At 61.7% G+C, this 26,652-nt stretch carries 23 protein-coding genes; 10 read left to right on the top strand and 13 right to left on the bottom strand.

Annotated features, from left to right (window positions below; all coding sequences use genetic code 11):
• Window positions 1-329 precede the first annotated feature (329 nt).
• Both ACTJLB_RS12170 and ACTJLB_RS12165 read right to left on the bottom strand, forming a co-directional pair.
• Window positions 330-1,049, bottom strand: a complete 720-nt coding sequence (locus ACTJLB_RS12170; protein WP_027777423.1) for a GntR family transcriptional regulator — start codon at window positions 1,047-1,049, stop codon at window positions 330-332.
• Window positions 1,027-1,245 (bottom strand): hypothetical protein, encoded by a 219-nt coding sequence (locus ACTJLB_RS12165; RefSeq protein WP_020068042.1) that lies wholly within the window; start codon window positions 1,243-1,245, stop codon window positions 1,027-1,029. The genes ACTJLB_RS12170 and ACTJLB_RS12165 overlap by 23 nt, the downstream gene beginning before the upstream one ends.
• Window positions 1,246-1,598: 353 nt before the next feature.
• Between ACTJLB_RS12165 and shiA the strand changes: the two genes are divergently transcribed.
• The 3 genes from shiA (at window position 1,599) to ACTJLB_RS12150 (ending at window position 4,829) form a co-directional block, all read left to right on the top strand.
• Complete coding sequence (shiA, locus tag ACTJLB_RS12160) at window positions 1,599-2,915, top strand: shikimate transporter (protein ID WP_440783401.1); 1,317 nt, start codon at window positions 1,599-1,601, stop codon at window positions 2,913-2,915.
• Window positions 2,916-3,286: 371 nt separating this feature from the next.
• Window positions 3,287-4,690 (top strand): L-lactate MFS transporter, encoded by a 1,404-nt coding sequence (locus ACTJLB_RS12155; RefSeq protein ID WP_204523078.1) that lies wholly within the window; start codon window positions 3,287-3,289, stop codon window positions 4,688-4,690.
• Between the two features lie 10 nt (window positions 4,691-4,700).
• Entirely contained in the window at window positions 4,701-4,829 is a 129-nt protein-coding gene (locus ACTJLB_RS12150) for an MFS transporter small subunit (RefSeq protein ID WP_020068039.1), read from the top strand.
• Between the two features lie 75 nt (window positions 4,830-4,904).
• Here the strand turns inward: ACTJLB_RS12150 and ACTJLB_RS12145 are convergent, their stop codons facing one another.
• From ACTJLB_RS12145 to ACTJLB_RS12135, 3 genes are all read right to left on the bottom strand, one after another.
• Window positions 4,905-7,763, bottom strand: coding sequence for a YadA-like family protein (locus ACTJLB_RS12145; RefSeq protein ID WP_440783400.1), 2,859 nt, complete (start codon window positions 7,761-7,763; stop codon window positions 4,905-4,907).
• Window positions 7,764-8,149: 386 nt separating this feature from the next.
• The gene (locus ACTJLB_RS12140) at window positions 8,150-8,575 is read right to left on the bottom strand and encodes a DUF3830 family protein (RefSeq protein WP_440783399.1); all 426 of its coding nucleotides are present in this window, start codon (window positions 8,573-8,575) and stop codon (window positions 8,150-8,152) included.
• Between the two features lie 506 nt (window positions 8,576-9,081).
• Window positions 9,082-10,005 carry a helix-turn-helix domain-containing protein gene (locus ACTJLB_RS12135; protein WP_440783398.1) on the bottom strand — a complete coding sequence of 308 codons (924 nt, stop codon included), beginning with the start codon at window positions 10,003-10,005 and terminating at the stop codon, window positions 9,082-9,084.
• A gap of 175 nt (window positions 10,006-10,180) precedes the next feature.
• On the opposite strand from ACTJLB_RS12135, the gene ACTJLB_RS12130 reads away from it, so the two are divergent.
• The gene (locus ACTJLB_RS12130) at window positions 10,181-11,176 is read left to right on the top strand and encodes a helix-turn-helix transcriptional regulator (protein WP_027804632.1); all 996 of its coding nucleotides are present in this window, start codon (window positions 10,181-10,183) and stop codon (window positions 11,174-11,176) included.
• Between the two features lie 80 nt (window positions 11,177-11,256).
• Here the strand turns inward: ACTJLB_RS12130 and ACTJLB_RS12125 are convergent, their stop codons facing one another.
• Both ACTJLB_RS12125 and ACTJLB_RS12120 read right to left on the bottom strand, forming a co-directional pair.
• Window positions 11,257-12,018 (bottom strand): ABC transporter permease, encoded by a 762-nt coding sequence (locus ACTJLB_RS12125; RefSeq protein WP_020068034.1) that lies wholly within the window; start codon window positions 12,016-12,018, stop codon window positions 11,257-11,259.
• The gene (locus tag ACTJLB_RS12120; protein ID WP_027804631.1) at window positions 12,015-12,941 is read right to left on the bottom strand and encodes an ABC transporter ATP-binding protein; all 927 of its coding nucleotides are present in this window, start codon (window positions 12,939-12,941) and stop codon (window positions 12,015-12,017) included. The genes ACTJLB_RS12125 and ACTJLB_RS12120 overlap by 4 nt, the downstream gene beginning before the upstream one ends.
• A gap of 413 nt (window positions 12,942-13,354) precedes the next feature.
• On the opposite strand from ACTJLB_RS12120, the gene ACTJLB_RS12115 reads away from it, so the two are divergent.
• On the top strand, window positions 13,355-13,741 hold the full coding sequence (locus tag ACTJLB_RS12115; protein WP_020068032.1) for a hypothetical protein: 387 nt from the start codon (window positions 13,355-13,357) through the stop codon (window positions 13,739-13,741).
• A gap of 193 nt (window positions 13,742-13,934) precedes the next feature.
• On the opposite strand, the gene ACTJLB_RS12110 is transcribed toward ACTJLB_RS12115, so the two are convergent.
• Window positions 13,935-15,620: a tannase/feruloyl esterase family alpha/beta hydrolase gene (locus ACTJLB_RS12110; RefSeq protein WP_440783397.1), complete on the bottom strand. Its 1,686-nt coding sequence runs from the start codon at window positions 15,618-15,620 to the stop codon at window positions 13,935-13,937.
• Window positions 15,617-16,723, bottom strand: a complete 1,107-nt coding sequence (locus ACTJLB_RS12105; RefSeq protein WP_408130023.1) for an OpgC domain-containing protein — start codon at window positions 16,721-16,723, stop codon at window positions 15,617-15,619. Before ACTJLB_RS12105 ends, ACTJLB_RS12110 begins: the two co-directional genes overlap by 4 nt.
• Before the next feature lie 541 nt (window positions 16,724-17,264).
• On the opposite strand from ACTJLB_RS12105, the gene ACTJLB_RS12100 reads away from it, so the two are divergent.
• Window positions 17,265-18,509: an acyltransferase family protein gene (locus ACTJLB_RS12100; protein WP_440783396.1), complete on the top strand. Its 1,245-nt coding sequence runs from the start codon at window positions 17,265-17,267 to the stop codon at window positions 18,507-18,509.
• Window positions 18,510-18,583: 74 nt separating this feature from the next.
• The gene (locus ACTJLB_RS12095) at window positions 18,584-18,838 is read left to right on the top strand and encodes a hypothetical protein (RefSeq protein WP_087753314.1); all 255 of its coding nucleotides are present in this window, start codon (window positions 18,584-18,586) and stop codon (window positions 18,836-18,838) included.
• A gap of 43 nt (window positions 18,839-18,881) precedes the next feature.
• Here ACTJLB_RS12095 and ACTJLB_RS12090 read toward each other — a convergent pair whose 3' ends face one another.
• Window positions 18,882-20,786 (bottom strand): AAA family ATPase, encoded by a 1,905-nt coding sequence (locus tag ACTJLB_RS12090; protein WP_088175845.1) that lies wholly within the window; start codon window positions 20,784-20,786, stop codon window positions 18,882-18,884.
• Between the two features lie 525 nt (window positions 20,787-21,311).
• Between ACTJLB_RS12090 and ACTJLB_RS12085 the strand changes: the two genes are divergently transcribed.
• Window positions 21,312-21,935 carry an ABC transporter ATP-binding protein gene (locus ACTJLB_RS12085; RefSeq protein WP_440783395.1) on the top strand — a complete coding sequence of 208 codons (624 nt, stop codon included), beginning with the start codon at window positions 21,312-21,314 and terminating at the stop codon, window positions 21,933-21,935.
• A gap of 38 nt (window positions 21,936-21,973) precedes the next feature.
• On the opposite strand, the gene ACTJLB_RS12080 is transcribed toward ACTJLB_RS12085, so the two are convergent.
• The 3 genes from ACTJLB_RS12080 to ACTJLB_RS12070 all read right to left on the bottom strand — a co-directional run bounded on the left by ACTJLB_RS12080 (window position 21,974) and on the right by ACTJLB_RS12070 (window position 25,748).
• Window positions 21,974-22,981, bottom strand: coding sequence for a zinc-dependent alcohol dehydrogenase family protein (locus tag ACTJLB_RS12080; RefSeq protein WP_440783394.1), 1,008 nt, complete (start codon window positions 22,979-22,981; stop codon window positions 21,974-21,976).
• A gap of 120 nt (window positions 22,982-23,101) precedes the next feature.
• On the bottom strand, window positions 23,102-24,061 hold the full coding sequence (locus ACTJLB_RS12075) for a hypothetical protein (protein ID WP_440783392.1): 960 nt from the start codon (window positions 24,059-24,061) through the stop codon (window positions 23,102-23,104).
• A 133-nt stretch (window positions 24,062-24,194) separates the two neighbouring features.
• Entirely contained in the window at window positions 24,195-25,748 is a 1,554-nt protein-coding gene (locus ACTJLB_RS12070; RefSeq protein WP_440783391.1) for a tetratricopeptide repeat protein, read from the bottom strand.
• Window positions 25,749-26,007: 259 nt separating this feature from the next.
• On the opposite strand from ACTJLB_RS12070, the gene ACTJLB_RS12065 reads away from it, so the two are divergent.
• The gene (locus tag ACTJLB_RS12065) at window positions 26,008-26,211 is read left to right on the top strand and encodes a heavy-metal-associated domain-containing protein (protein WP_408190099.1); all 204 of its coding nucleotides are present in this window, start codon (window positions 26,008-26,010) and stop codon (window positions 26,209-26,211) included.
• A 42-nt stretch (window positions 26,212-26,253) separates the two neighbouring features.
• On the top strand, window positions 26,254-26,652 hold the full coding sequence (gene copM, locus ACTJLB_RS12060) for a CopM family metallochaperone (protein ID WP_440783390.1): 399 nt from the start codon (window positions 26,254-26,256) through the stop codon (window positions 26,650-26,652).

Raw genomic sequence — 26,652 nt, 5'->3', positions numbered from 1 at the left:
CCTCTCCACATACGGTATGTGATATATCAACAAGAGGCAAGAGTTATCCAACGGCCTTTTCAACATCTACATTTCCCTGCAGAGCCTTACGGGACAAGCGATTTCCGCTTATCGCGGCTCGTCCCGAACACCGGTTCGAGGGAAAACACTGAGCGGACCTCATAAACGCTCACTGTTGATATATCACATACCACATTTCACAAGCCGTCAAGCGCGGTGTTTCCCTACGCGCCACGCGCCAAATGAAAAAAGCCCGCGGCGTGCGAACACCGCGGGCTTTTTGCTACTGATGCAAGACCGCTGGCAGCGGCCTCGTCTAACTTAAGTTGTCAGTCGAGAAAATCGCAATTTTTTTCCACGAATGCCGCCAGGTCGAGCGAATGCTGACGCGTGAGACGTTCCGCCAGTTCCGTGTCCCGCTTTTCCAGGGCCTCGATGATGCGTAAATGGTCGACGATCGACCGCGACGCGCGATCGCTCTGTGAGATCGTCATGCGCCGGATCGCACGCACGTGGATAAAAATATTCTTGATGGTGTCGAGAATGATTTGAGACTTCGACAACTCGACGATCGCCTGGTGAAAGGCGATGTTCGCGTCCGAATACTCGGCAATGTGCTCGGCCGGCGTCGCGTCGCGGAAATTGTCGAACATGTGCCGCAGGCGGGCGATTTCCTCGTCTGTAGCGCGCTGCGTCGCGAGACGCGCAGCCATGCTTTCAAGCGCGGCCCACATGTGGATCATTTCGACGATCTCGCGCTTGCTCTTGCGCACGATGTAAATGCCGCGACGCGGGACCATGCGCAGAAAGCCCTCCTGCTCGAGCAGCGTCATTGCCTCGCGCACTGGTGTCCGGCTTACTCCGAGCGTTTCGCTCAGCACGCGCTCGTCCAGACGGATTTCATCCCGAGTCTGGTAGATGTCCGCGTCGGCAATAGCCTGACGCAACATTGCGTAAGCCTGATCGCGCAAGCTCGCGCTTGCGCCGATAGGCTGTAAAGACAATGTCAAAGGTGTTGCCACTGCTTCAGTTTGAAGTTCCGACGACATTCATCGCCTCTTGTTGAACATGCATACGATAAGGCACCGCCGCTTCCGCGCGCTGCTCATCAAGGCCGATGAAGCGGCCATGTTGCGCTGCAAGTTGTGCGACCGGCTGCGGAATCCAGCGGGCCAGCAGAACGGTGGCGGCAGAGCCCAAGCCAACAACAGCGGCAGCCAGCAGCGAGAGAGGAACAAATTCCATTTGTAGCTCCAAACGATTGAGTGAACGAATGACTCAATCATATGCTGCATCGCCGCAAAAATCAATATTCGGTATGTGGTATATCAGTTACTGTTGTTTTCACATCACCTCTTACGGTAGCACGCACCGCTCCGTCCCGCCTGCCCTTCAATTAAACTCGCGCCGCTCCGTGTATACGCGGAAAACGCGCGCTATGCGCGCAGCAGCGTCCGATCGCGCAATATCGCCGAATTGCGGATCGTTCGGCGCCTGCCTCGTATTAATCTTCCGCACATCCTGCAACCGATCAGCCACGCCCGCATAAGCCGCGACGGCGCCGGTCGGCAGTCGTTTCGAGAACCCAAGGAGACCGTATGAGCACCACCCTCTCGCCGGCCGCAGTGGCCGACAATCGCGCGGCGCGCAACCGGGCACGCAAAGCGGCGCTCGGCAGCTTTGTCGGCGCTGTCGTCGACTGGTACGACTTCCTGCTGTACGGGATTGTTGCAGCACTGGTCTTCAACGCCGAGTTCTTTCCGAAAGTAAGCCCGGCGATGGGCACGCTGGCCGCCTTCGCCACATTCGGCGTCGGCTTTCTGTTCCGCCCGCTCGGCGGCTTTGTATTCGGCCACTTTGGCGATAGGCTCGGTCGCAAGCGCATGTTAGTGCTCACTGTCATGATGATGGGCCTTTCTACCGCTGCAATCGGCCTATTACCGTCGTTTTCGACGATCGGCTGGCTCGCGCCGGTGCTGCTCGTCACGCTGCGCGCGATTCAGGGCTTTGCGGTCGGCGGCGAATGGGGCGGCGCAGCGTTGATGGCGGTCGAAAGCGCGCCGGAAAAGAAAAAGGCGTTTTACAGCAGCGGCGTTCAGGTCGGTTACGGCGTGGGCCTCGTGCTGGCGACGGGCCTCGTCGCGCTGATCAGCCGCTCGATGGATAACGCGTCGTTCATGAGCTGGGGCTGGCGCTTGCCGTTCCTGTTCAGCGTGGTGCTGGTGCTGATCGCGATGTGGATTCGCTCGAGCATGGAAGAGTCGCAGGAGTTCGTCGAAAAAGTCGGCGCGCGCGGCGAGCGCAGTGTGCGGCTGCCGATTGTCGAAGCTCTGCTGCGTCATCCGAAGGCGTTCCTGCTGATCATTGCGCTGCGTCTCGCCGAGCTGTTCACGATGTACATCGTGACCGCGTTCGCTCTCAACTACTCGACGGCGAATCTTCACATGCCGCGCGAATTTTTCCTCACGATCGGCCTGCTCGTCGGCGCCGTGAGCTGCGTGACGATTCCGCTGTTTGCCATGCTCGCCGACCGTTTCGGCCGCCGCCGCGTCTATATTGTCGGCGCGCTCGTCGGCATGTTCAGCGCGGTGCCGTTCTTCCTTGCTCTCGAAGCCCGCTCGACCGTATGGATCGTCGTGTTCGCCGTGATGCTCGCGAACATCGCGCACGACATGGTGGTAAGCGTTCAGCAGCCGATGTTCACCGAACTCTTCGGCACCGAATATCGCTTCAGCGGCGCGGGTGTCGGCTATCAGGTAGCAAGTGTGGTCGGCGGCGGCTTCACGCCGTTCATCGCGGTCGCGCTGGTCAGTTTTGCCGGCGGTTCGTGGCATCCGGTGGCGGGCTATCTCGCGATCGGCTGCCTGATTTCAGTGCTAGTCGCCGCGAAGATGAAAACCGGGCGCACTGTCTGAACGACCGACCGCAGTTAAGAAAAGCCGGCGTGGCGCGATGGCCACCGCCGGCTTTTTTTACTTTATGCACCAGGTCGAACGGCTCTCTTCGGTAGGCCGTACCTCGAGTTGACTCGTTGGCTGCCGCGATGTGACAGATCTCCGTCGCATTTCCTCGGGCAATGCCTTATGCAGTTCTATCTCATATTGCCAACCCGGGCCTGCCGCCCTATCGTTCGACCAAGCAAGTTTTCAGCGAAATTTGCGCGCGTTCATATGAAGCTCAGCCGCATATATGAACCAGCATCCGATAGCAATTTTTACGCCGCCAACACTAAAGCATTCGGTCTGATGCGCCGATAACAAAGACTTCGCTTTCCGGGAGACCGACCATGAGCAGTATCACCGAGCCGCAGCACAAGTCAGGCTCCGCGCCATTCTTTTCCAAGGAAGCCACCATCGCAAAACCCGGGTTTTCGCGCTGGATGGTTCCGCCCGCGGCACTTGCCGTTCATCTCTGTATCGGCCAGGCCTATGCGTTCTCCGTGTTCAACGGCCCGCTGACCAAGGTTATCGGCATCACGCAATCCACTGCGGACGACTGGTCGCTGACCTCTCTCGGCTGGATCTTTTCGCTCGCGATCGTATTCCTCGGCCTGTCGGCGGCGTTCGCCGGCAAGTGGCTCGAACACGTCGGCCCGCGTCGCACGATGTTCACGGCTGCCTGCTGCTTCGGCGGCGGCTTCCTTATTTCCGCGCTGGGCGTGTACTTGCACCAGATCGTGCTGCTGTATCTCGGCTATGGCGTGATCGGCGGGATCGGGCTCGGCTTGGGCTACGTATCGCCGGTGTCGACGCTGATCCGCTGGTTTCCGGACCGCCGCGGCATGGCGACCGGCATGGCGATCATGGGCTTCGGCGGTGGCGCGATGATCGCGGCGCCGCTGTCCGTCGCGCTGATGAATCACTTCCGCAGCGCAACGAGCATCGGCGTAGCTGAAACGTTTATCGTGCTCGGCATTGTGTACTTCATCTCGATGTCGATCGGCGCGTTGGCCATTCGCGTGCCGCCGGCGGACTGGAAACCGGCAGGCTGGACTCCGCCGCAAACCTCGCAACAGAAGATGATCACGCGCAACCACGTGCACATCGACGAGGCCCTGAAGACGCCGCAGTTCTATCTGATCTGGCTCGTGCTGTTCCTGAACGTCACTGCGGGCATCGGCATTCTCGGCCAGGCTTCGGTCATGATCCAGGAAAGCTTCAAGGGCACCGTGACGGCGGCCGCCGCAGCCGGCTTTGTCGGCCTGTTGTCGCTGTTCAACATGGGTGGCCGCTTCGTGTGGGCATCGGCTTCGGACTGGATCGGCCGCAAGAACACCTACTTCATCTTTTTCGTGCTCGGCGCGGTGCTGTACTTCCTGGTGCCGAGTTTCGCCGCGTCCGGTCAGATGGCGCTCTTCGTGCTGGCCTACTGCATCATCCTCACGATGTACGGCGGCGGCTTCGCGACGGTGCCCGCCTATCTCGCCGACATGTTCGGCACGGCATTCGTCGGCGGCATTCATGGACGTTTGCTGACCGCGTGGGCCGCGGCTGGCGTTGCGGGCCCGGTGCTGGTCAACTACATCCGCGCCTATGAAGTCGCGCACGGCGTGGCAAAAGCCGACGCCTACACGATGACGGTTCACATCATGGCCGTGCTGCTGGTGATCGGCTTCATCTGCAATCTGTTGGTCAAGCGTGTGGACGACAAGCATCACATGACCGACGCACAAGTCGCCAAGGGCGCATAAGGAGACTCGCATGTCGACCGTTCAACCCGTACACCCGACCAACAAGGTCAAGCTCGCCGTATTCTGGCTGTATGTGATGGTTCCTCTTGCGTGGGGCGTGTACAACACGCTCGCGCAAGCGATGAAACTGTTCCAGTAAGCCGCACCCGCACCCCGCCGTTTGCACGGTGGGGTGCCCGCCACCGGCACCCTCTCGCCGCTTGGCTTCACCTTCTCACCACTGATACGCGGCGCCGGCGCCCACCGAGGTCGTCACCGAGCTAATGCCCGCGCTCAGCTTCACCTTGAAATTCTGCGCGACGCGCGCCGACAGGCCTACCGCCACCGCCTGATAACCCATGTAGCCCGCTGTGCCCACGCCGATTGCGAGGTTCTTCGTCGCATCGACTTCGGGAACCATGTTCATCGCCATTGCCGAAGCCGTTCCGGCATAGGCGCGCCGGGCGAGATCGCCCATGCCGCTTTGGAGCTGCTGCATGTTGACGGCGTCGCCCGCCGCCTGTCCCGGCGCGAGGTTGGTGATACGTCGCTCGTTGCCCGGCGAGCCTACGGAGACCGTGTCCGGCTGATCCGCGACCGACCCTTCGCCAAGCGCGACCGTGTTTGCAGCCGATGCTTTCGCGCCGCCGCCCAACGCCAGCGAACCGTTTCCGGTGGCCTGCGGAGCTTCTGCGGAACTGTTGACGGCCATGTAGGCATTGCCAGTGGCCGCATAGTTCTTGACGCTCTTGTCGATACTGCTGATCTGCTGGTTGGTTTGCCACAGCTGCGCGCCGGTGACCGCGTCGCTGCTGGTTGCCGAGACCTCGCCGTTCTTCAGGTTGGTCAACTGCACTGTCGGAGCGTTAGCAGATATGCCGCCGAGCGTCACCTTGTCATGGGCCGAGCCGTCGTACTGAAGTGCGTTCGCGACCGTTCCGCCGATGCGGCCGACCGCGCTTTGCAAGCCGGCGATATCACCGCTGTTCTGCGTGACGCGGCCATCGAGATTGCTGAGCGCGCCGCCGACAGTGTTCACCACCTGGCCGCCCACCCTGTACGACGGCGCGCTAATCGAGCCGTCGGCATTTACCGTGGACCCGCCGCCTAGCGCCGTGGCCGTACTCGCCGCCTGCGCGAAGAGTTGCGAGCCGTTGACCGCTTCGGTACTCGCCGCGTTCAGCGAGCCCCGCGCGACGCCGGTCACCACGCGATTGCCCAGCGTGCCCGCCACGCTGATTGCCCGGCCGTCCGCCAACGCACCGATCTGGATGACGCGCGAGGCCGGGTCTTGCGTTACGAGGCCAATGCCGCCCACCTCGACTTTTTGCTGCAAGGTGGTCAACCCGTTGTCGAGCGAGCCGAGCGCATCGCCGACGTTGCTCTGCGTCCTGCCTTGCACGTGATACGACGGAGCAATCACCGAACCGTCGATGCCGATCTGTGCGCCGCCGCCAAGTCCGGCCACGACCGGACTGAACTGCGCGAAGTTGATCGCCGACGTGTCCGTGCGGCCCGCCGCGACGCCCGTCAATTGGCGTGCGCCGCCGGTGCCCGCAAAATCGACGCGTGCGCCATTCGTATTCTGTCCAACGCTGATGATGCGCGACACCAGGTCTTGCTGCACGACCCCGATCTCGCCGTTCGTGATCTGGTTCGCAACGTTTGTGAGGTTGCCCTCGAGCGTGGTGGTGCGCGTGTCCAGCCCGGCGATTTTCGTTGTGTTCACGTTCACGCGCTGATCGAGATTGGCGATATCCGTCGTGTTGGCGCCGACGCGCCCGTCGAGGGTCGCGATGTTGTCGCTGTTCAACGCGATCGCCCGATTGGCTGCGAACAGTTGCCCGCCGTTTACTGCGTCCAAGCTGTCGCTCGTGAGTTGCCCAGCGCTGACGTTGGTCACGCGAACCGGCGCGCCGGCGCTGCCGAGCGTCATGCTGTCGTGCACGGAAGAGTCGTATTGGACCGAATTGGCGGTGGCCGCCGCGATCGCGCTCGCGCCTGCCGCCGTACTCGTCGCGGTACTGGTTGCAACGCTCGTCGTGACGGCTGCCGCCAGGGCCGATCCGACGTCGCCATATGTAACTCCGCCGATGTTGTACGCAGGGGCCTTTGCGGTGCCATCTACATTGACCGCCGACCCGCCGCCCAGCGCCGCGGCCACACTCGCCGCGTTGCCGTACAGTTGCGCACCGTTCACGGCGTCGGTGCTCGACGCGCCGATCGCGCCGCGCGACAGGCCGGTGACCGCGCGGTTGCCGTTCAAGCCCGCTACGTTGACCCGAATACCTGTAGACGACGGCCCAACCAGGATGTCGCGCGTACCAAGATCCTGTTTGACGAGGCCGATGCTGCCGGACACGATTTGCGACTGCAGCGACGTGATGCCCGCGTCCAACGAAGTAAGCGCGTTGCCCACGGTGGTTTGCGTGGCCGACTGCACGTAGTACCTCGGGCCGACTGTCGAGCCGCTTGCACTGACGGATGCGCCGCCGCCCAGTGTCGACACGACCTGCTTGAGTTGGGTCACATTGACCGCCGACTGCGCTCCGGTGCCCGCCGCGACGCCGACCAGTTCACGCGGCCCGCCGAGTCCGCTGAAGTCCACGGAACGGCCGTCAATGCCTGCGCCAACGGTGAGATTGCCTGTACCGAGGTCCTGCCGAACCAGCCCGATCTGGCCGTTGTCGAGATTGCTGGCGAGGCTGGAAAGGCTTGCCGAATTCTGCGAGACCGCGTCATTCGTTGCGTGGAGTTGCGCGCCTGTTACCGCATCGGTGCTGTTCGCGTTCAGCGCGGCTTGCGCCAGGTTGGTCAGCTTGACGGGAGTACCCGAGTTGCCGAGCGTTACCATGTCATGTGCTGCGCTATCGTAGAACAACGCGTCGGCCACATTCGCGCAGCCGGCTGGCGCGCATTCCTGAGCGCCAGCCGGCTGCGCAAACACCAGCGCGCCGACCAGACCAGCGCTCGCAGCGGCCACGGCCCGGCATACCGAAGCGCATCTCGCGCCGCCGCTCCTCGCTGCTTCAGACGCCGCCACATACACGCGCCTCGCTTCGTTCCATACAGTTTTATAGGTCTTGTTCAACATTCCTCCCACTCGGAATCGATTAATTTTTGCCAATATTTTCTTATGTCATCCTAAGTATCATTTGCAATAAAGAGACTCAGGACGCCCCGGATTAACCGGCAAACAAGGCTTAAACCGCGAGTGTGCAGTCGCCTCCAGGATTCGCGAATACGATTAATCCTAAAAGCTAATTTTTAGCTTTAATTAGCTAAAAGGCATAATGCGATTCAGACGGAAACTGCCAAATGTCTTAATCCGGAATCTGCGTAATTAAGCGGCTTTAAGTGGAATGCTGAGAGTGGCCGAGAACCGGCCTGGAAGAAATACGAGCCAGTCAATGCTGGCTCGTAAGTAGAAAAACTGTGGCGCTGCGAGCGTCGCGGCGCGGTGCCAAATGTTGGACGCGCTCAGATCTTTTCGAAGAGTACGTCTTGCGCGCCTTCCCACAGCACTTTGACGCCGACTTCGCGCAAGTTCTCCTTGCCTTCGACAATGGTCAGGAAATGGTTGCCCGCGAGTTGCCCCATCTTGCTCGCGAAGCAACACGAGCCATAGGCGATGAGGAGTTCCGTTTCGCTGTAGCCGCCCGGATAAAACAGAACGTCGCCGACCGACGGATGGCTCGTGTGATTCTCGAAACCGACCACCGCGCCGTCGTTCTCGAGCTTGAACTCGCCGAGCGGCACCCAGCAGCCTTCGCCACTCCAGCGCACATGGATGATCTTCTGCCGGTACGGCAACAGCTTCAGGAAGGCGGCCACGGTTTGCGGCGCGTCGGGATTCGTTTCGGCGATAAAGACGTGGCCGCAGGAGGTGATTCGAAGTCGGGTCATCGCTAGGTATCCGGTAAGTCGGTGAGATGAGGTGAGGATGAGGATGGTCGGTCGGATGCGGCTCGGGCCAAGCCGTGGGCCGGTCATTCTGTCGTCCCGTGCAAGGCTTAGACAGATACAGTTCGCAACCCGCCTGTCAGGCCAGTTCGACCCGCAACGCCCGGCGCCAATCACAGCGTGCGCGGGTGGCGGCGGCACCCCCCGTGCCAGATTCGCCCTCCGTAGCGCCACGAATGTTCGTAGTTTGCAAGCCGCGCAATGCACAGCACACTTCGAAAGGTGCGTGATTCCTACAGACGGCATTCCGGCTAAGCCTTCCCTTGCACGGCGCAGTCGACCGGCCGCCAACCCAAAGCGCGAACGAAAGGCGCAGCGCCGCCAGGCTTCGGAGGGCGCCGCTTGCACCTGCGAGTGCAGCGGTCCCCGTTTCTCACCGGCCGTTGCCGGAACCCCGCCTACGGCTACACTGTCCACTTGCCCGCCGTTGCTGGCGCGCCATCCGCCTGTCAGCCGCGCAGCCGGTAGCCAAGCGGTGTGACGCCGTAATCGCGCTTGAACTGTACGGAGAAGTGACTGGCATTCTCGTAACCAACCGCAATCGCAATCTGCAGCACCGTCTGATCGGTCGAACGCAGCAGCTTCGCCGCTTGTTCGAGTCGCAAGCGCGTCACGTACTGGTGCGGGGTTTCGCCAGTTTCACGGCGAAACACGCGGGCAAAGTGGAAGCTGCTTAAACCAGCCTGCGCGGCGAGACCGCCAATGGCCAGATCCGCGCCAAGGTTCGCGCGTATGTAGTCGGTCACACGGCGGATGCGGCGCGGCACCAGCCGTTCGGGCTGCGCGAGGCGCGCCGTCCCCGCTTGCCGGCCGCCTGAATAATGTTGAAGAAGATGCGCGGCAAGCGCGTGGATCAGCGCATCGACATAAAGCCGCGAGTCGGCCGGATCGCTGGCGGCGCGGTGCAATGCGTTCAGCATGGCTGCGACCAGCGGGTCGCGGAACCGCATTGCCTCGCTGAGCGATAGCTCGCGGCGCGATCCGTCGAGCTCCATCTGATCGGCCACGCTGTCGATCAGGCTGCGCTCAATATGTAAATGGACGGTCGACAGCGGCTTATCGCTGATCGAACGCCACCGCCAGGAGACCGGCGCGGGCGGCACGTACCAGACGTCGCCCACTCGAAGGTCGGCGCTTTCCCAGCGCCCGTTCAGATTGCGCTCGAGATGCTCGGCGCCGCTCGCGAGCGTCATCAGCGTGAGGTCTTGCAGACCGGGTGCTTCCAGCAGTTCCTGCTCGTCCGGTTCGAGATAGGAGCGCAACACCAGGTGCCGCCACGGGCGATCCACGCTCGACACCAGTTTTTGGCCCGCCATGTAGCGGTCGTAGGCAAGCGTCGTTGTCAGCTTTGGAATTCGTGTCATCACGTCCATTCCCAAGGAGGTGCCGTATGCAAATGAGAGAACTCTGTCACACCCGCGTTACCGGTCGGCTGTCAGCGCAAGATCGCGAAAATGATAGCAAGGAACCGGCTACCGCAGTTTTCGGAAATAGCTAATCATTAGGGTGTCGTCTTTCACGCGTTTCGAACGCCGGAGCTACCGTTTCATGGAACACGAATGCGATACGCTGCCGCATTGGCTGACCGGTTCGCCGCAGGGCGAATCCGGCCATGCATCCGCAGCATACAACCCGGCGGTCACCGCACAACCGGCCTACCCGGCCGGCACGCGGCAGCCCGCCAAGTCAGCCCACGCGGCTGACGCATCGATGGTATCGAGCCGCGCGGCAACAGGCGCGGCGCCCGCTGGTTTCCTGACCCTCTTCACCGAGGAGGAGATCGGCACGCCCGCGCCCGCCGCACGGCGCGCGCCCGTCATCAGTCCGCTGGTGCGTTTTGGCAGTGCGCAGGACCGCATCGAATTCGTGCGGCAACGCATCAGGCAACTGGGCTTCAACTCGTTCAGCTATACGGCCACGCGCACGTTCGCGCATCGAAAGACCATGTTCGTGCTGACGAGCTACGAGTCGCAAAGCTGGCTGACGCGCTATTTCCGCGAGCGCTATTTCGAACTCGATCCGCGCGTGGCGCTGGCCTCGCCGACCGGCATGCCGTTCCTCTGGAACACGGTCGACATGCGCGCAGACCTGCCGCGCGCGCAAATGCGCAGCGAGCGGCTCGGCGGCCTGATCGACATGCTGGAGGAGACCGGCCGGAAGAGCGGCATTCTCACGCAGATGCCGCTGCCCGAGCCGGAGTTGAGCGCGAGCCTGTGCTTCAATTCGGAGATCGGCAACCCACGCTGGATGACCGAATCGATCGTCGCGGAAACGCTGATGTTCGCGCACACGATTCATGAATTCATCTGGACGCACGCGAAAAGCGTAATCGGCATGACGCCCGAGCAGCAACGGGTCACGCTGAGCGAGTTGCAGCACGCGGTACTGAAGGCGGTAGTTCAGGGGCAGCGCGACAAGGAAATTGCGTATTTCCTCGGGCTGTCGCCGCATAACGTCGACTATCACTTGCGGCGTCTGCGGCAATTGTTCAATGTTCGCAACCGCGTGCAGCTGATCAATGTCGCGAAAGCGTACGTGTCGTAGATCGGGGCGGTACTGCAGCAACGCATGCGAACGGCATGACGGCGAGCGCCGTCATGCCGTTCTCTTTTCAGCAGAAGTAATCAGCTCTTGAGCCGGTAACCCGTCTTGAAGATCCACGCAACGATCGCAAGAAACACGGCCAGAAAGAGAGCCGTCATCGCGAGGCTCACCTCGACATTGACATCTGCGAGACCGTAGAAACTCCAGCGGAATCCGCTCACCAGATAGACGATCGGATTAAACAGCGTCACGACTTTCCAGAACGGCGGCAGCATGTTCACCGCATAAAAGCTTCCGCCGAGAAACGTGAGCGGCGTAATGATCAGGAGCGGAACCAGTTGCAGCTTCTCGAAGCTATCCGCCCATATGCCGATAATGAACCCGAGCAGGCTGAAGGTAACCGCCGTCAGCACGAGGAACAGGATCATCCAGAAAGGATGCTGCACTTGCAGCGGCACGAACAGGCCCGCTGTCGCGAGAATGATGAGCCCTAGCAGAATCGACTTGGTCGCCGCCGCGCCCACGTAGCTCACGACGATTTCCAGATACGACACTGGCGCCGACAACAACTCGTAGATCGTGCCGGTGAAACGCGGAAAGTAAATGCCGAACGACGCGTTCGAAATACTCTGCGACAGCAACGACAACATGATTAGTCCCGGCACGATGAACGCGCCGTAGCTAATGCCGTCCACTTCCTTGATACGCGAGCCGATGGCCGCGCCGAACACGACAAAGTACAGCGATGTGGAGATCACCGGCGCGATGATGCTTTGCATCAGCGTGCGCCAGGTGCGCGCCATCTCGAACTTGTAGATCGCGCGAATGGCGTAGAGATTCATTGATTACCTCGAAGCAGACTCACGAAGATGTCTTCAAGCGAACTCTGCGTGGTGTGCAGGTCCTTGAAACGGATGCTGGCGTCGTCGAGCGCCTTCAGCAGCGCAATGATGTCGGTGCGGCCGCCGTCGCCTTCATACGTGTAGATCAACTCGTTGCCGCCCTTCGCGACGTCGAGGCCGTAGCCTGCGAGCGCCGCCGGCAACGCGGAGAGCGGGGTTTCCAGCTGCAGCGTCAACTGCTTTTTGCCGAGCTTGCGCATCAACTCCGTTTTCTCTTCGACGAGCATGATTTCGCCGCCGTTGATCACGCCGATGCGGTCAGCCATTTCCTCCGCTTCGTCGATGTAATGCGTAGTGAGGATGATCGTCACGCCGCTTGCCGCAAGCGAGCGCACGAGCTTCCACATATCGCGGCGCAATTCGACGTCGACGCCCGCCGTGGGTTCGTCGAGGAACAGTACGCGCGGTTCGTGCGACAGCGCCTTTGCGATCAGCACGCGGCGCTTCATGCCGCCGGACAGCGTGATGATCTTGCTATCGCGCTTTTCCCACAGCGACAGGTCGCGCAGCACCTTCTCGATATATGCGGGGTTCTTCGGCTTGCCGAACAGGCCGCGGCTGAACGACACGGTCGCCCATACGGTTTCGAACGAATCGGTGGTGAGTTCCTGTGGCACGAGCCCGATTAGCGAGCGAGCGCCGCGATAGTCGGCGGCGATATCGCGGCCGTCGACCGTCACGCTGCCTTCGCTCGCGTTGACAATGCCGCAGACGATGCTGATGAGCGTGGTCTTGCCCGCCCCGTTCGGCCCCAGAAGGGCAAAGATTTCTCCCCGGTTGATCGCCAGATTGATGTTTTTTAGCGCCTGAAAACCGCTGGCATAGGTTTTCGACAGATTCGTGACTGAGACGATTGGCTGCATGGATTCGACGATGGCAGACACCGCTGTGAAAGTGGAGAAAATGACGCGCAAGCGCGACCGCACCCGCAATGTAATGGAATCTGCGAAAGCGTGCAGCGAAAGGATCGCGCCGCAGTGAAAGCCTCCTCGACGGTGCATGCTGCGATTCTCGGCGCCGAGGCCTTCGCTGCGCTGCAAGAAAGTTCGGTTTCCGTAGCGATATCAGCTGGGCGCAACGGCAATGAGAGCGCCGGTCCAGGACGTGCATAACACATGGCCCGCGCCGTCCCAGGAACGCGTCATGCTCGATTCCTCGCCATGCTGCTGCGCCGGCGCATCTAGCGCCGGCACTTAAGGCACAGTGCTTGCGGCAGTCTTGGCATGTGAGTGCGACGCGCTCGCGTGACATCGATCGACTCTAATGGAGATGAACCATGAAACGCTTTACCAAGACGATTTTCGCTTCGGCGCTTGTAGTGGCACTCTCGGGCGGAGCCTTTGCCCAGGCGGGCGGCGGTGCCGGTGGCGGCGGTGCGGGCGGTGGCGCTGGCGCGGGGGCAGGCGGCTCGGGCGGTAACGGTGTGGGCGCCGGCGGCGGCACTACGGGCGGCGCAGGGGGAACTGCAACCCCGGGTGTGGGCCCCGGCACGATGAAGCACCCGGGCGACTCGGGCTATGGCTCGCCGGGCGTGACCGGCACCGGTGGCGGCATGGGCACGGGTACCGGTGCGTCGCCGAATAGCGCGACCACCAACCGCTCCAGTAACGGCATGAGCAACGGTACGGGCAGCACCAACGGCACGATGAAGAACGGCCAGTAACGAAGGTCGATGTTCGTGCAGCTTATAACGCTGCACGAGTGGCGTTAAGAAGGACGGCGGTGCCGCTGCGCGGCATCGCCGTCCTTTTGTTTTTTGAGCTGCGCTGCGACGCTTGCAGCCAGTTAGTGGATTTTGCAACGGCTCCAATGTAAAGAAGTCGCGCGTTGCATCGAAGCAGAATCGCAGAACATGGTCAGGGTTCCGTGCACACGAAGCTGCTTGCGAGATTCACATTGCCCTTACCCGTATAGCGTGGAAACAGCGGATAGCGGCACAGTGGGCGCGAGCGTCCATTGGTCGCCGCGGCGATGTCGGTGGCGATCAAAGTCTCCGGCGACGCGCCGCGCGTCACCCAGCTATCGAGCGCACCGAGCAGGTCCACCGAAGGAATGAATGCGCCGCTACCGTGCTGAAAACCCGGCACCATGTAAAGACGCATGAAACGATTGACCTGGTCCACGCCGTAGCGATCGACCAATGCCTGATGGTAAGCAATCGTCTGATTCGGGCTAATGACTTCGTCGGCGAGACCTTGCAGCGTAATGAGCTTGCCGCCGCGCGCGATGTAGCGCGCAACGTCCGGATTCATCGCGCCGATGGTTTCGGAAAGCGCGGTCAACTGTGCGCGATATTTGCCCGGACGTTGCGGGTCGAATCTGAGCGAGTCGAAGCCCGCGTCACGCGCAACGAAGTAGCGTATGTAGCCGTCGCCTTGCGCGAACAGATAACCGTTAGCAAAAAACCTGGGCACGGCGAGACGCTCCGCTTGATGTCCCAACCCGAGCGAGCCTGTCAGGTGCGTACCTTGGAACACGTTGTAGCCGCGATAGCCGGCGACATCCCAGGCGAGTTTGTACGGCAGCGACAAGCCGTCGCGCATCACCATCAACGTGGCAAGTTGCGACTCGCTCAGGCATTGCTCGTTCGAAGGCGAGCGTCCCGCGCAACGCAACGACTCGATGATTTCCGATTCATGCTCGCGGCAGGCGGGGACGTCGCTCACAATACCGTCCGCGGCACCGTCCAGCCTGTCGCAAACGCTGAGCGTGCGTTGATAGACCTGCTCCAGCAGCAACGGCGGAACATAGCCGCCCGGCGTTGCATATTCCGCCTGGCCGAGCTTGACGCCGATCAGACGAACGCCCGAAAAGTTGAGCGCGGGCGAATTGGCGATCACGCCGTCGTAGTCGTCGGGAAAGCGCTGTATCACCGTGTAGCCTTCGCGGCCACCCGTTGAGCCGCCGCCAAAGTACATACGCTGCGGCGGCCGGCCGTAAGCGCGCGCAATCAATGCGAGCGCGGCGTCGTGTGTCTTCTTCAGATGCGCATAGCCGAAGTTCGTCACGGCTTCGTCGACGAGACCGAACACCGCGAGCGAGGAATCGCCGACATGTCCGGAATCGTCGCCGAAGGTCGCATAGCCTTGCGCGAGCGGCGCGCGATCGGGCGAGAACGGCATCACGCCCGTGCCGCTCACCACGACGCCGTTATAGCCCCCTCCGCCGATTTGCAGCGCGCGGCCATTCCAGCGCCGCGGCAGATTCAGGTCGAAGCGGATGTCGGGTGTAGTCGCTTTGAGCGCCTTGATGCGACCCGTGATGCGGCAATACTCGCCGCCTTGCTGATTGCCCGGCGCGGTTGCGCCGACCATCGACGCGCTCTCGATCTGCGCGCCGGCCGTGGGCAACGCGATCACTTCCGGCGGCAACACGGCACCCGCGAATTCGGCGCAACGCATGGCGAGCGGCGCATCCTTCTGCGCGGCGAACACCGTATGAGCGCGGGGCCCGAACAGAGTACCGGCAACGGTGGCCGCGAGCGCGCTGGCGCGGACACTTCGAATTCGCATGAAACGCATGCGGCGCGACAACGCCCTCATCCGCAACGCGCGCCGCTCGCAGCCGCACGCAACTGCTGTCCCTTCCAGCCGTGCCAGCCGCGCGCAAGCATGAGCAGCGCACCAATGGCGACGAAGTCTCCGGCCAGTCCGATCAACACGCCGCGAAAGCCGTGAAACGTATGCGGCGTCGCTGTGTCCACGATCAACGACACCAGAGTGCCGCCGACAAAACATACGAGGCCGGTCCGGCCCACGGTGACCACGGCGGGCAACCGCTGCGCGAGCCGCGCTATGGCGCCCATGCGCACGAGCCGCGCGGCAAGCCAGGCAATGACAATGAAGTTGATCACGCGATCCACGGAAAGATTCTGTTTAAGGGTGCCGGCCAACGGCTGCGTCAGCACGAACAGTTTGACGGCGGCAAACGCGAGCACCGCGGCAACGGCGGCACGCGTGAACCAGCGCGCCGCCTCGCCGGCATGAAACTGCTCGCTGATGGGTGCGAGCCGGCACACAATGCCGAGCACGAACATCAGTTGCCATGCAAACGGATTAAAAGCCCACTCGGCCATGTCGTCAATGCTCAATAGCCCGGCCAGCGGCCGCGCGAGCCACCACACAACCGTGCTGAGCAGGAGCGCCGCGATGCGCGAGCGCAGCGCCAGAGGCACCACGAGGGGCACGCAGAGCGCGAAGAACAGGTACATCGGCAACACGCTCGACAGGTAGGGCTGCCGTCGCAACACCGCGATTTCAAACGTCTGATGCAGCGGTTGGATGGCGAACGGCGGCCAGCCGGTAAGCTCGACCATCGGGTGATTCAGTCGCAGAAATGCCAGCGCCGCGCCCGAGAGCAGCGTGAGTACTGCCGTCAACAGATAAGCCCGGTAGATTTCCCAGCAGCGTCGCACGAAGCGCAGCTTGGCGGCCCGCTCTCCGCGGGCCGCAACCACCGCTGTATATGCCGCCGCCGACGCATAGCCGCCGAGGAACACGAACACCTCGGCCGAATCGCACAATGCGTACGCATGCAGCATCAGATGAGAAAGCGTGCTGCTGGGCATGTGGTCCAGCACGATGACGATCAGCACGACGCCGCGAAAGAAGTCCACTTCGAGGGAGCGTCCGCGGCGAATTTCCATTCATGTTCTCGCAGGAAAGTTATCCAGCAACGCGTCAAGATATCGCCTTCCTGCCGATGCCGTGCGGTCACGTTGTATGTGCTGACAAGCAGCCTGTCTTTTCGGGCGCCGCGCTGGCAATCTGAAAACCGCTTGTCGGCATGCGGTAAGAGTGATTCGCCGCGCATTGGATTTGCAGCAACTTTTGCGGCTTTCATGTGGAACGAGCAAAGACGGCCGACTCGCGTCGTAGAAAAAAATCGGCTCATCGCACGATGCGATTTTTTTCGCTTTTTTTCCATCGTAGGATGAATTCATGCATGACCGTCGGAGTTCGCGCAACCCGCGCGACAGGTTTCTCCGCACGGCGGCCACTCATGTGGACCGGACACACTTGCCCGCCGACCTGCGTCTGGCGGGCGCGTTGAGCGTCAGTGCGACGCCTTCTTTTTGCCGCTGCTCGTTTGCGTGATCGAGCTTTCATTTGCGCGGCACCGGTCCTTCCATTACCGACCTGAACGGTCGCGCGCCGCGCACCGCCCTCGCATTGGAAGACACTCACATGAACAACAGAATTGCCGGCTTCGACGGACTGCGCGCCATTGCAGTCCTGATGGTCTTTCTGCAACACCGGCTATTCGGCGATATCGGCGAGATAGGCCATCTGGGCGTATGGATCTTCTTCGCGCTGAGCGGCTTTCTGATCATCCGCATTCTGTCGGCCCAGCGGCAGCGCATCGAGCAAGGCGGCAGCGGTTTCGGAGCAGAACTCAAGCGCTTCCTGTTTCGCCGGACGCTGCGAATCTTTCCGATCTACTACCTGATGCTCACGGTGATGAGCGCGCTGATGCTCGTGGGCATGGCGAGTCCGGAACTCGCGAGCGGCATGCCGTATCACTTTGCCTACCTGTCGAACTTCTGGATCGGCTCGGTGCTGCACTACTGGCCGGGGCGCTACTCGCATTTGTGGAGTCTTGCCATCGAGGAGCAGTTCTATCTCGTGGTCGCACCGCTCCTGTTGCTGCTCGCAGCGCGGCGGCATCTGGCGATATGCACGCTGATCGTCATGACGGGACTGGTTTCGCTTCTGGCGATGCGCGCCGCGCATTGGCAGGAGATCACGATCTACACGCATCCGTTGAGCAACTTCTGGTTGCTGGCGCTCGGTGGAATGGGCGGCTTGATGATTTCGGAGAACGCCGGCGGCGCAGACGGTGCACGCGGTTCACGCGGTTCACGCGGTGCACGTGGTGTGCGGGCCTTGCTCGGACACGGCGCCACGCTGTTTGTTTTAAGCCTTTGTCTCGTGGGCTTTTGTGCAACCGAGCCGGCGTGGAGCGACATCGAGAATCCTTTGGTCTTTACCGTCGTCAGCGGCGCGTATGGGCTGTGCATAGCGGCGCTGGTGTGTTCGATTGCGTGCTGCCGGAATACGGTCGTGCTGGCTCTGCTGGAAGCGCGCTGGCTTGCAGGCCTCGGACGCATCAGCTATGGCTTCTATCTGTATCACAACCTCGTTCCGGACCTGACGCGCAATCATCATGCGCAAGCGCTGTTCGGCGGTGTGGTACCGCTGTGGGCGCATGTGGCCGGGATTGGGGCGTCGTTTGCGATTTCGCTCGGCTTGGCGGTGCTGTCGTGGCGAATCATCGAAGAACCCATTCTTCGTTTGAAGACGCGGCGTGGCGCTTCGGACGAGGTAAGTGCTGATTCGAGGCACGCGGCAACGCTTACGTCCGCTTCACCGGAGAAGCAGCATAGCCGGCGTGCGTTGACAGACGAAGGAACCGCTTCGGACGCCGCATGAGGTTGCATAAGGTCGCACTCGTGGCACAACGGTTGCTGACAGATGACATGACCGTTACCAACTGGAGATGCGCCGTGGCCACTCAGCCCAATAGCCCGAACGAGCATGACCAGGACAAATCGGCAGACCCGGGCGGTCCGCCCACCGAGGTTTCGAAGCCCATTGGCGATGCAATCCCGACACCGGTCGAACCGGGGCTCGACCAGCCTCTGCCGGAAAAAGGCGCCGACTCGCTGCCTGCCGACGACGACGAAGCCAAGCGCGACCCTTTGGGTGAGACAGAAACGCCTCCCGGCGTTCCGCCTCCAGGACCGTCGGACTTCGCGTAGCGCGGTGGTGTCTAGCCGCTCAACCGTGGTAGTGCGTGGCCGCTCAGGCCGCCTCGGGCTCGTGCACGATCTTCAGCGTGCTCTTGTGCTCCTTGATCAGGCGGTACACCGTTTCGCCCGGCACCGTTTCCTGCTCGAGAAGTTCGTCTGCGATAGCGCGCAGCACTGGTTCATACGCGTGCAGCAGGCTATAGCACTGCTCGTTCAACTCCTTGAGCAGCACGTTCGCCTGCTCGATCGCGCCCTTCATCTGCAAACCCGCGTACTGCGAGGGCAACGCGGCGAGGCTAAACAGATTGCCGTCGCTGTTGAAGCCGAACTTCGACACCATGTCGAGGCTGATACGCGACGCTTCCTGCAGATCGGAGGCCGCACCGCTGGATGCTTCGGAAAACGCCAGGATCTCCGCGTTACGGCCGCCGAGCAAGACCTTCACTTCATTGCGAATCTCGGTCTCACGATAAAGATGCTTGTCCTGCGCCTTGGTGATAAGCGCGACGCCCAGCGCGCCGCCACGCGGCAGAATCGTGACCTCCTCGAGTACGCCGGTGCCGAGCAGCGCCGCAACCAGGCCATGCCCGGCTTCGTGCACGGCAATACGCGTGCGTTCGTCCTCGGTCAATGCGCGTTCCGCGCCGCTCACGTCGCCGATCCGCGCGATCTTGATCGCCTCGATGAAATGCTTCGCCGCGATTTCCGTGTCGCCGGCTTTGCGCGCGACGAGCCCCGCCTGATTCACGACCATCGCGACGGTCGCCGGCGACAAGCCTGTGGTAAGGCGCGCGAGTTGATCGTAGTCGATGTCCGCCGCCTTCGACTTCAGCCTCTCGGCATAGAAACGGAAAATCTTCGCGCGGTCCTCGCGATCGGGCAGGCGAACCTGCACGGTGCGATCGAAACGGCCGGGCCGGCGCAACGCCTCGTCCAGATTGTCCGGATGATTGGTGGCCGCAACGATAATCACGCCTTCGTTCGAGGCAAAGCCGTCCATTTCCGCAAGCAACTGATTAATGATGCGGTTGCTCTCCGCTTCGACGGGACCGCCGCCCGTGTCGGTGCGCTTCGCGAGGCCGTCGGCTTCGTCGATGAAGATCACCGTGGGCGCGTTCTTGCGCGCCATTTCGAACAGATGTTTGACCTTCTGGATGCCCACGCCGTAATACTTTGCGCTGAAATAGCTGCCGGTGATCGAGATGAAGCTCGCGCCGCATTCTCCTGCCAGCGCCTGTGCGAGCCGGGTTTTGCCCACGCCGGGGCCGCCCACCATCAGGATGCCGCACGGCGCTCGTACGCCCATCGACGTGAACTGCTTCGGGTTCGACAGATAGCCGCGAATGTCCGCGAGCGCCGCCTTCGCTTCCCCGGCGCCGATCACGTCGTCAAAGCGCAGCGTGGGCGCCTTGCCGAGCAGCGTCGCGCCGCCGCGCATCTCACGGCGCATGAACCACACCATGCCGCCGATCAGCAGCAACGGCAACAGCAGGCTGATTACGTCGCGCGTCTGGTCGAAAGCCTGCACCCAGTTCGAACCGCCCGTGCGGATGTCCGCGTCGGGCAGCCACACCAGCTGGTATGAAGCCGCGTCGCCGTTCTTCGGCTCGCCGAGTAACAGCGCGTGCGAAAAGGTCGCGTTGTGGTCGGTCACGAAATACTTGGAGCCGTCGCGCTTCGACACGAGAATCGCACTGGGACTCACGCCGATTGCGGCAACCTTCGCGTCATGAATGTCGCGCAGCATTTGCGACGCGTCTTTCTCCTCGCGCGTCCAGGCCGACGTGTCATGGCGCATCTGGTTGGCGACGCCGGTCAGCGCGGGCGCAACCTGCGCGGAGCGCTGCTGGTAATGCCACAAACTGAATGCGAGCGTCAATGCGACAAGCGCCGCTGCCGCCGCAATGACGAATTTGCGCGTGCGTGTTTTCCCAAGCGAATTCTTTCCCGGCTTCATGAGTCACTTCCAAAAACGGGCTCAAGCGAGCCCCGATACATATCGAATTAGAGAGGATGAGCGGTTGGGAGAGGAATCGGCAATTGCGACGCCATGCCTGCCTGGAAGAAAGGACACCCAACCATGCGTCCCTTTTTCACCCACCGCGTATAAGCCAGTATGCCGTGCGGCTGCTTCTTCCAAATCGCAGAAAAGGCCTGTTTCTACCGCTTATCCCGCAGGTTGAGGCTGGCGGAAATTGGGGGCGCGAGTGGCGCATGGGTGCGGAAGAAAACTGCTCCGGCGCACAGTTTAGCAGCGCAAAAAAGGCCGCGTATTCTGTAGACCTATCATTTCACCCCGCCCTATTTTTTGTGAAAGCGATGCAGTTTTGAGATTAAGGGCTAGCGGTATGGCGATAACGCCGTCAACACGCGGAAAATCGGAACAATCGTCCGGTTTTTGATAGGCTTCGCCATCCGTCTAAAATCGCGCGCGCTCCTCACAATGGACGTTGCGTAGCGATTCACACTACACGTCACACTCATGCTTCGTTTCGAAAACCTCAGCAAGCGCTATGGCGACCTCGTCATCTTTCAGCGACTGTGGCACGACTCTGCCGCAGGCTGCGTGGCGCTCAACGACGAGTCCGGCAGCGGTAAATCGACTTTGCTCGGCATGCTTGCCGGCGTAATCGAGGCTGATGAAGGGGAAATCTGGATCGGCAACCTTCCACTGCGCACGGCGCGTAAAGCCGCGCAATCGCTGCTGACGTACGTGCCGGAGGATTGCATGCCGTCGCCTGATCCGACCGGTCGCCAATATCTGCAACGCGTGGCTTCGGCGAGAAACGCGGTGGTCAGCGACGCGACGCTGGCGCTTGCCGACCGCTTCGGACTCACGCCGCATCTGGAAAAGCGCTTTGAACAGATGTCGTTCGGCACGCGCAAGAAGTTTTTTCTGACGAGCGCGGTGATTGGCGAAACGAAAGTGCTGATCGCGGACGAGCCCGTTGGCGGACTCGACGCCGCCGCGCGTGCGGTGCTGGTGGATCTGTTCACGACGCTCGCGCAAACCCGCACCGTGTTCTTCTCCAGCTACGACGAAGCGTTCACCGCAGCATGCGCGGCCAGAAGCGTCACATTCGCAGATCTCGCGCAGCGCGGTTGAGCGTCACCGCGTTGCGCGGACGCTCAACCGCGTCGTGCTCAGATCGATACGCAAATCTTTCCGAAGTGTGCGCCCGCCGCTTCATGCCTGAACGCGTCGCCGAGCTTCGCGAGCTCGAACGTGCTGTCGATGACAGGCTTGATGCCGGTCACTTCGAGCGCGCGGGTCATGTCGCGCTGCTCCTGCCGGCTGCCGACAATCAGCCCCTGCAGTCGCTGTTGCCGTGCCATCAGCGCCGCGGTGGGCACCGGGCCCGCGCGTCCGGTCAGCACGCCGATTAGCGCGATATGACCGCCTATCCGGCAGGCGGTGATCGACTGCGGTAACGTGCCCGGACCGCCCACCTCGATCACGTGATCGACGCCTCTGCCCCCGGTCAATGAGCGCACCGTTTTGCCCCACTCGGGATTCTCGCGATAGTTGATCGTATGATCGGCACCGAGCGCGCGAAGCTTTTCGAGCTTCGCATCCGACGAGGACGTCGCGATCACCGAGGCGCCCATCGCCTTGGCAAGCTGCAAGCCGAAGATCGACACGCCGCCGGTGCCGAGCACGAGCACCGTCGCACCGGGTTTCAACTGACCGTCGACGATCAGCGCGCGCCATGCCGTCAGTCCGGCCGTGGTGAGCGTCGCGGCTTCGGCGTGGCTGTAGCCTTTCGGTGCATGCGTAAAGTAGTGGCTCGGCAGCACGACGACTTCGCGCGCATAGCCGTCAATGCCGTCGCCGGGTGTGGTTTTGAAGTCGCCAATCGTGGGCGTACCGTTCTCCCAGAACGGGAAGAAGCACGACACGACATGGTCGCCAGCCTTGAATTCGCCGACGCCTTCGCCGACTGCTTCGACGACACCCGCGCCGTCCGCCATTGGGATACGCCCGGCGTCGGCGGGCAACACGCCGCTTACGACGCCGTAGTCGTGAAAGTTCAACGAGCTGGCGTGGATACGCACGCGGACCTGGCCCGGGCCTGGCTGTCCCGGATCGTCGATATCGACCAACTGCAGATTGTCGACGCTGGCAGGCGTTCCGATCTTGACGGCTTTCATGTTGCGAGTCCTTTGTGATGTGCTTGAGCGCTCAGTGCGCGGCTTGTCACAAAAGCATATCGCAAGCCGCTCGAGCATGTCGCGAGGTCGGGCAGTCGCGCGGGGTCAGCGACGCGGCATTCAAGCCGCTTTGTCGTGCGCCGCCTGCTCGAGCCACAGCCGGCTGTCGGGAAACCAGAACGCATCTGGCCGCGGTGGAGCGACGAGCTTGACAGGCAGCGCCGGGTTGAAGATTCGCGACCACGCGGACAGATAAGATGGCGTTTTGACCAGATAGCCGCAGCGCGACAAAAGCAGACTGGACACCAGCGCTTCGCGCCCGACTTCCAGCCCCGGAAAGCCGCTGAAATGAACCGGCGTCGCACCGTTCGCAAGCAGCCTCGCGGGCGCGACGCTCACCGGCTTGCTGAACGGCCATGCGACGAAGTAATCGACAAAGGCCTGTTCGTCGCTTGAAATGAAAACGTGGTTCAAACACGGATTTTCCGCTAACGTCGTTTCGACGTGACGGCAAAAGTCTTTCCACGAAACGGGAACCGCTTCGAGCGTTTTGTCAGTGCCTCTGAAGTGCGCGCCCAGTGTGAAGGCGCCGATGCCGAGCTGCTCGCAGACTGCATCCACCTCGCGAAGAATATGCTGCGCCGGCCGATAGTATGCAAAGAACAGTTGACTCGCGCTGCCGAGTTCCAGCAAGTGCTCGTAACGTTGCCGGAAGCCCAGCTGCACGAGGTCACGAACAGTCGAAGTCCTGAGCTTGCGCGCGAGCGGCAAGGCAGCCGGAGCGCGTACCGGTTCGAAGAACGCGGAGAACCAGTCGACCTTTCCATCGGCATCGCCATACAGGCCGCCGCGAGCACTAATGCGCGGCGTCAGGCATTTTTCCTCACAAAACATGAGGATGAACAACACCATTTGCATGACGGAGAAAAAGCCGGAGTTCTCCTTGATTTCGATCGCAAAGACGCCCCGGTTGAGGCGCTGCATCGCATGAAGCGATATGCGGCGAGGCGTGGCGACGGAATGCTTGAATCGCTCGCTCCTTCGGATCTGTTTTGCCCTGTCGACGACTTTTCTCAACATGCCTGGCCCCTGTTAATCGATTATTTTGGCAAACGGCACCCGCCTCACCGGCGAGAGAAACCACAACACGACAGCGCCCGAGCTTAGCACCCCGAACTCACCATCCAGTAAATCTGGCGCGGCGTTGAGTTAGCTAGCGCACAAAGGAACGGTAAGTTATGCCCGGTTCATAACGCTGCTTCAATTGCGCCGCGACGCGCTCGATTACTTCGTCCCAATTGCCCCGTTGCGGTTGCGTGAAAATGCGCACTGTCGGATACCACGGGCTGTCCTCGCGATTGCGCAGCCACCGCCAGCAACCGGCAAAACGATTCAGCAACCAGACCGGCTTGCCCATGGCCGCTGCCAGATGAGCGACCGACGTATCGACCGAAATGACGAGGTCCAGGTTGTCGATGATCGCGGCAGTGTCCGCAAAGTCCGACACGCCGTCCATCCAGTCGGTGAGATACGCTTTTGTCGAGGGGCTCGCACGCTTCGCGAGGTCGTCGGCTTTCTGCAAGCTGATCCAGCGAATCCGCGACAAAGAAAGCAATGGGGCGAACTGCGCCGATGTGAGGCTGCGCGCACGATCTTCGGCGAGCCCGGAGTGGCCGCCTGCCCATACGACACCGACGCGCGGCAGGTCCGGCCGGGACAACTCGCCGAGTTTTGCACGCCACTCGGCGGAACGCTGCGGCTCTGCGCGCAGATACGGCTCTGCTGGGATGTTGTCGAGGCGCGTGCCGAATGCGAGGGGCAACGACATCAACGAACATTGCCAGTCCCACTCTTTGGCATCAGGCATGACGTCGTCGAGCATGACGAGGCCCGGCCAGCGCGCACACAACGACTCTTCATAAAGGCGCCGCAGCGAGGGCGGGCAGATGTAGCCCACCTGGGCAAAACGTTCGAGTGCGAGCGGCAGGTAACGCACGAATTGCAGGCTGTCGCCGTGACCTTGCTCCGGCAGAACGAGCAGGCGCGCGCCGCCCGCCACGCCGGGGTCCGCGCCCTTCCACTGCGGCCATGGGAGTTCCGGCCGCTGCGATACGGGCTGCCCGTCGGCATCGACGAAATTGGCCCAACGGTCTTCGAAGTACGGCCACGCTTCTTCGTATCGGCCCGCTGCCAGCAGCACCTGACTGAGACTTGCGCGGGCGCCGCGATTGGACGGGTCTAACGTCATGGCGTGCCTGAGGTGCTGCTCGGCCTTGCTCAACGAGCCCAGGTCTTTCACGACGACGCCCAAGTTAGCGTGCGCCTGCACATAGTCCGGCTTGAGTTCGATCAACCTGCGATAGACTGCTGCCGCCTCTTCCGCGCGCCCTTGCAACTGCAGCGCGACGCCGAGGTAATAGTGAAGCGAAAGCGAATCCGGCTGATACGTCAGCCCCGCGCTGGCAGTGTGCACAATGCTCGCGAACGCGCGCAGTCTGATCTGGACGAGGCACAACATATCGAAGAACGGCGGCTGCGGCTCGACTTCTACCGCCCGCTCGATCCAGCGTTGCGCCAATGGCAGCTGGTCCTGTGCGAGCGCCACCAGTCCGCGCGAGTAAAGCGCGGCCGCGTGCGCCGAGTCATGCACAATGATTCGATCGAGAAGCGCCTGCGCCGTGTCGAAGCGACCTGCGAGGCGTGCTTCTTCCGCTTCGTTGAACCAGAGCGAAATGGCTTGGGGTGATACAGGGGACTGGTTTTGCATGAGCGCGCGAATGATTCTGCGTGGATGAGTCTGCGTGGATGAATCGTGAGACCTCGACTGGCGCAGGCTGCGAACGCTGGCCTGCGCATGAGGTGACGCCGATTATCGACGTCCAAGACGAGCGCCTGTGTAGGACCGTTCCCAATGACGGGCACAGATTGGCGTCAGCGGTAAAGGTAAAGACGCATGCTCGCAGGCTTGACCTTACCGCCGTGGGAAGGTGCAAGATCGTCTTGAGACTTGTCTCAGGAGATTGGAAATGAAATTGGAAATAGCCGTTCCGGATATGTCTTGCGGTGGATGCGCAAACGCGATTGCTCGAGCGATTGCCGGTCTTGATCCGGCTGCCGCGGTCGACATCGACGTGTCCACGAAGATCGTCAAGGTCGCGTCGACGCTAACATCCACGCAACTCACGGAAGCAATCGCGGCGGCGGGGTTTCATCCGTCGGTGAGGGACTGATAGCCGCGCGTCGCTCGAACAACTTTTTAATGGGAATCGACTATGAAGAAACTTCGCGCTTTTCGTGCATTGTGCGTGTTCGGCGGTGTGGCATGTGCCGTCGCCACTGCGCCTGTTCACGCGCAACACACGGCCTCCATGCCCGGCATGGACATGTCTTCCTCTGCCGGTGCAGCGTCCGGCGACTCGACGCCGGCGTTCAAAGCCGCCGACGAAAAGATGATGAACGACATGAGCGCGCCGACCTACACCGGGGACGCCGATAAAGACTTCGTCGCGCACATGATCCCGCACCATCAGGGCGCGATAGACATGGCGCAGGTCGAACTCAAGTACGGCAAAGACCCTGAGTTGAAGCGCCTGGCGAAAAACATCATCAAGGCGCAGCATGACGAAATCGGCTTCATGCAACGCTGGCAGGCCAAACACGGGTCGAAGTAA

It is taken from the genome of Paraburkholderia sp. 22098 (genome assembly GCF_052045935.1).
Lineage (GTDB): Bacteria > Pseudomonadota > Gammaproteobacteria > Burkholderiales > Burkholderiaceae > Paraburkholderia > Paraburkholderia caledonica.
This window is presented reverse-complemented; position numbering and strand designations above follow the sequence as displayed.

Excerpts from the sequence above, each read along its gene's own strand:
- ACTJLB_RS12125 (WP_020068034.1), bottom strand. The coding sequence starts at position 12,018 with ATGAATCTCTACGCCATTCGCGCGATCTACAAGTTCGAGATGGCGCGC.
- ACTJLB_RS12075 (WP_440783392.1), bottom strand. The coding sequence starts at position 24,061 with ATGTTGAGAAAAGTCGTCGACAGGGCAAAACAGATCCGAAGGAGCGAG.
- ACTJLB_RS12135 (WP_440783398.1), bottom strand. The coding sequence starts at position 10,005 with ATGGACGTGATGACACGAATTCCAAAGCTGACAACGACGCTTGCCTAC.
- ACTJLB_RS12150 (WP_020068039.1), top strand. The coding sequence starts at position 4,701 with ATGTCGACCGTTCAACCCGTACACCCGACCAACAAGGTCAAGCTCGCC.
- ACTJLB_RS12110 (WP_440783397.1), bottom strand. The coding sequence starts at position 15,620 with ATGAGGGCGTTGTCGCGCCGCATGCGTTTCATGCGAATTCGAAGTGTC.
- ACTJLB_RS12170 (WP_027777423.1), bottom strand. The coding sequence starts at position 1,049 with ATGTCGTCGGAACTTCAAACTGAAGCAGTGGCAACACCTTTGACATTG.
- ACTJLB_RS12085 (WP_440783395.1), top strand. The coding sequence starts at position 21,312 with ATGCTTCGTTTCGAAAACCTCAGCAAGCGCTATGGCGACCTCGTCATC.
- shiA (WP_440783401.1), top strand. The coding sequence starts at position 1,599 with ATGAGCACCACCCTCTCGCCGGCCGCAGTGGCCGACAATCGCGCGGCG.
- ACTJLB_RS12105 (WP_408130023.1), bottom strand. The coding sequence starts at position 16,723 with ATGGAAATTCGCCGCGGACGCTCCCTCGAAGTGGACTTCTTTCGCGGC.
- ACTJLB_RS12090 (WP_088175845.1), bottom strand. The coding sequence starts at position 20,786 with ATGAAGCCGGGAAAGAATTCGCTTGGGAAAACACGCACGCGCAAATTC.
- ACTJLB_RS12130 (WP_027804632.1), top strand. The coding sequence starts at position 10,181 with ATGGAACACGAATGCGATACGCTGCCGCATTGGCTGACCGGTTCGCCG.
- ACTJLB_RS12120 (WP_027804631.1), bottom strand. The coding sequence starts at position 12,941 with ATGCAGCCAATCGTCTCAGTCACGAATCTGTCGAAAACCTATGCCAGC.
- copM (WP_440783390.1), top strand. The coding sequence starts at position 26,254 with ATGAAGAAACTTCGCGCTTTTCGTGCATTGTGCGTGTTCGGCGGTGTG.
- ACTJLB_RS12155 (WP_204523078.1), top strand. The coding sequence starts at position 3,287 with ATGAGCAGTATCACCGAGCCGCAGCACAAGTCAGGCTCCGCGCCATTC.
- ACTJLB_RS12140 (WP_440783399.1), bottom strand. The coding sequence starts at position 8,575 with ATGACCCGACTTCGAATCACCTCCTGCGGCCACGTCTTTATCGCCGAA.
- ACTJLB_RS12165 (WP_020068042.1), bottom strand. The coding sequence starts at position 1,245 with ATGGAATTTGTTCCTCTCTCGCTGCTGGCTGCCGCTGTTGTTGGCTTG.
- ACTJLB_RS12080 (WP_440783394.1), bottom strand. The coding sequence starts at position 22,981 with ATGAAAGCCGTCAAGATCGGAACGCCTGCCAGCGTCGACAATCTGCAG.
- ACTJLB_RS12070 (WP_440783391.1), bottom strand. The coding sequence starts at position 25,748 with ATGCAAAACCAGTCCCCTGTATCACCCCAAGCCATTTCGCTCTGGTTC.
- ACTJLB_RS12115 (WP_020068032.1), top strand. The coding sequence starts at position 13,355 with ATGAAACGCTTTACCAAGACGATTTTCGCTTCGGCGCTTGTAGTGGCA.
- ACTJLB_RS12145 (WP_440783400.1), bottom strand. The coding sequence starts at position 7,763 with ATGTTGAACAAGACCTATAAAACTGTATGGAACGAAGCGAGGCGCGTG.
- ACTJLB_RS12065 (WP_408190099.1), top strand. The coding sequence starts at position 26,008 with ATGAAATTGGAAATAGCCGTTCCGGATATGTCTTGCGGTGGATGCGCA.
- ACTJLB_RS12100 (WP_440783396.1), top strand. The coding sequence starts at position 17,265 with ATGAACAACAGAATTGCCGGCTTCGACGGACTGCGCGCCATTGCAGTC.